We start from the raw sequence: 2449 nt of genomic DNA, 5'->3' as shown, positions 1-2449 counted from the left end.
TGCGCTTGGGGGCCAGTAGCGGCGTCCGTGGGGGCCACCGACTCTAGGCTCCTCCCGCCATGTGTATAGGGCACGTGGCGGAAGGAGCACTTGGTGATGGTACGGAAAATTAGAGCGAAGCTCGTGTTGCAGCTTCGCAGCGAGGGCCTGTCCGGCAGGGCGATCGCGGCCTCGCAGGGCATGTCCCGCAAGAGCGTCACCGCGGTCTTGGAGGCCGCCGATGCGCACGAGGTGACGTGGGACGATGTGGCCGACCTCGCCGACAGCCAGGTGTACGCGCGCTTGTTCCCGGGCCGCGGGGAGCACGAGAGCGTGTTCGCCCAGCCCGACTGGGAGCACGTGCACCGAGAGATGGCCCGGGTCGGGGTGACGCTGAAGTTGCTGCACGGCGAGTACACCGATCGCTGCGCCACCTCGGGTTCGCCGGCGATGGGCTATGACCGGTTCTGTAAGACCTACCAGCGGCATGTGCTGGTCACCGGCGCCGCCTCGCGGGTCGGGCACAAGGCCGGGCAGACGATCGAGGTCGACTGGTCCGGCCCCACGATGGAGCTGGTCGACCCGGTCACCGGCACCTCGAGGCGGGTGTACCTGTTCGTGGCGTGCCTGCCGTTCAGCCGGTACGCCTTCGTCTGGCCCGCGATCGACATGAAGCAAGACGCCTGGCTGCGGGCGCACGTGGCGATGTTCGAGAACTTCGGTGGTTCGGTGCCGCGGATCGTGTGCGACAACCTCAAGACCGGCGTGATCAAACACCCGCGAGACGGGGAGATCGTGCTCAACGACGCCTACCGGGAGATGGCCGCCCACTACTCAGCAGCGGTCCTACCAGGCAGAATACGGCGCCCCAAAGACAAATCTGGGGCCGAGAACACCGTCGCGCATGTGGCGACCTGGGTCATCGCCGGACTGCGGGACCAGCAGTTCGGTTCGCTCCCGGAGCTCGAGGCCGCGATCGGGCAGCGGATGGACGCCTACAACCGGCAGCCATTCCAGAAACGCCCCGGATCCCGCCACAGCGTGTTCACGGCCGAGGAGCAGCCACTGCTGACGCCACTGCCGGCGGTGGGGTTCGAGATCAGCCGGTGGCTCTACGGGCGCCGGGTCGGCCGCAACGCTCACGTGGTGTTCGAGCGAAACTACTACTCGGCACCCCTGGTGCATATCGGGGCGAAGGTCGATCTGCGGATCACTGCCCGCACGCTGGAGATCTACCTCGGGACCGAGAGGATTTCCAGCCACCTGCTGCTGCCCGAAGGGGCGGCAGGTTCGTATCGCACCAACGCCGCCGACCTTCCCGCCGGTGAGCGCTACCAGCAGTGGGACGCGGCCCGCACCCGTGCGTGGGCCGAGCGGATCGGCCCGGCCGCCCAGATCGTGGTGAGCCGGATCTTCGAGTCCGTCCCCATCGACGAGCAGGGACTCGACGCCGCCCTGGCGGTGCTGCGGCTTTCGCGGCGCTACTCGGCAGAGCGGGTCGAAGCGGCCTGCGCACTGGCTCTGACCGGGCCGGTGCGCTCGCCCCGGTATGCGCACGTGCAGCCGATCCTGGCCACCGGGCAGGACAAGACCGCCGCCCTGCGGCCACCACGCGAGGAACCAGACGAGATCGGCGGATACGTCCGCGGCGCCGACTACTACGCCCGAGGTGCCCGATGACCGCGATCGATATCGAGACCAAGCGCAAGCTCCGCGAGATGGGCGCCGAACCACTGCTAGAGGCGATCGAGGCCCAGGACGACACCCACGTCTTCGGGATGACGTTCGAGGACCGCATGCAGCTCGTGGTCGATCACGCCCACGAGACGTTCAACCACTCCAAGGTCGACGGGTTGATCCGCCGGGCCGGGCTCCGGTATCCGGGAGCTGACCTGCGACGAGTCGACCTGATCGAGGAGCGCGGCCTGGACCGGGCCATGATCGCTCAACTGGCGACCTGCTCGTTCATCGAACGCCAGCAGAACGTGGTGTTCCAGGGCTTCACCGGCTCCGGCAAGTCCTACCTCGGGTGCGCCCTGGCCAAGCAGGCCTGCCAGCACCGGATCCGGGCGCACTACATCCGGATGCCCGATCTCGAAGAGGCTTGGGCCCTGGCGAAGGATCGGCCTCAGGGGCAGATGAAGTTCCTCAAAAAGTACGCCGCATTCTCCCTACTGGTGATCGACGAATGGCTCCTCGACCACCCCGACGACGCAATGCGCAGCATGCTCCTGGAGCTACTCGAGCGCCGCTACGACACCGGATCCACGGTCTTCTGCACGCAGTACGCCAAGAAGGACTGGCACCAACGCCTCGGCTCCGGAGTGCACGCCGACGCGATCATGGACCGCATCGTCCACAACACCCTCTGGATCGACACCGGCACGCACAACATGCGAGAACACACCGCCGCGAACCACTAGCCAGACGCCGACGGGAGGCCAGTGGCCCCGACAGACGCGGTCACTGG

The 2449-nt window shown here is 67.3% G+C and carries 2 protein-coding genes; both read left to right on the top strand.

The features are described 5' to 3' along the window. Nucleotides 1-96: 96 nt before the first annotated feature. On the top strand, nt 97-1659 hold the full coding sequence (istA, locus tag ABD250_RS17760; protein ID WP_182659378.1) for an IS21 family transposase: 1563 nt from the start codon (nt 97-99) through the stop codon (nt 1657-1659). Then, entirely contained in the window at nt 1656-2402 is a 747-nt protein-coding gene (locus tag ABD250_RS17755; RefSeq protein ID WP_182659377.1) for an ATP-binding protein, read from the top strand. The genes istA and ABD250_RS17755 overlap by 4 nt, the downstream gene beginning before the upstream one ends. The last annotated feature ends 47 nt before the right edge of the window (nt 2403-2449 follow it).

The organism is Dietzia cercidiphylli (assembly GCF_039531545.1).
Lineage (GTDB): Bacteria > Actinomycetota > Actinomycetes > Mycobacteriales > Mycobacteriaceae > Dietzia > Dietzia natronolimnaea.
The sequence above is the reverse complement of the archived record's forward strand: the minus strand, read 5'-3'. Positions and strand labels throughout refer to the sequence as shown.

What these genes read in the sequence shown, in the direction of transcription:
- ABD250_RS17755 (WP_182659377.1), top strand. Translation starts at nt 1,656, where the DNA reads ATGACCGCGATCGATATCGAGACCAAGCGCAAGCTCCGCGAGATGGGC.
- istA (WP_182659378.1), top strand. Translation starts at nt 97, where the DNA reads ATGGTACGGAAAATTAGAGCGAAGCTCGTGTTGCAGCTTCGCAGCGAG.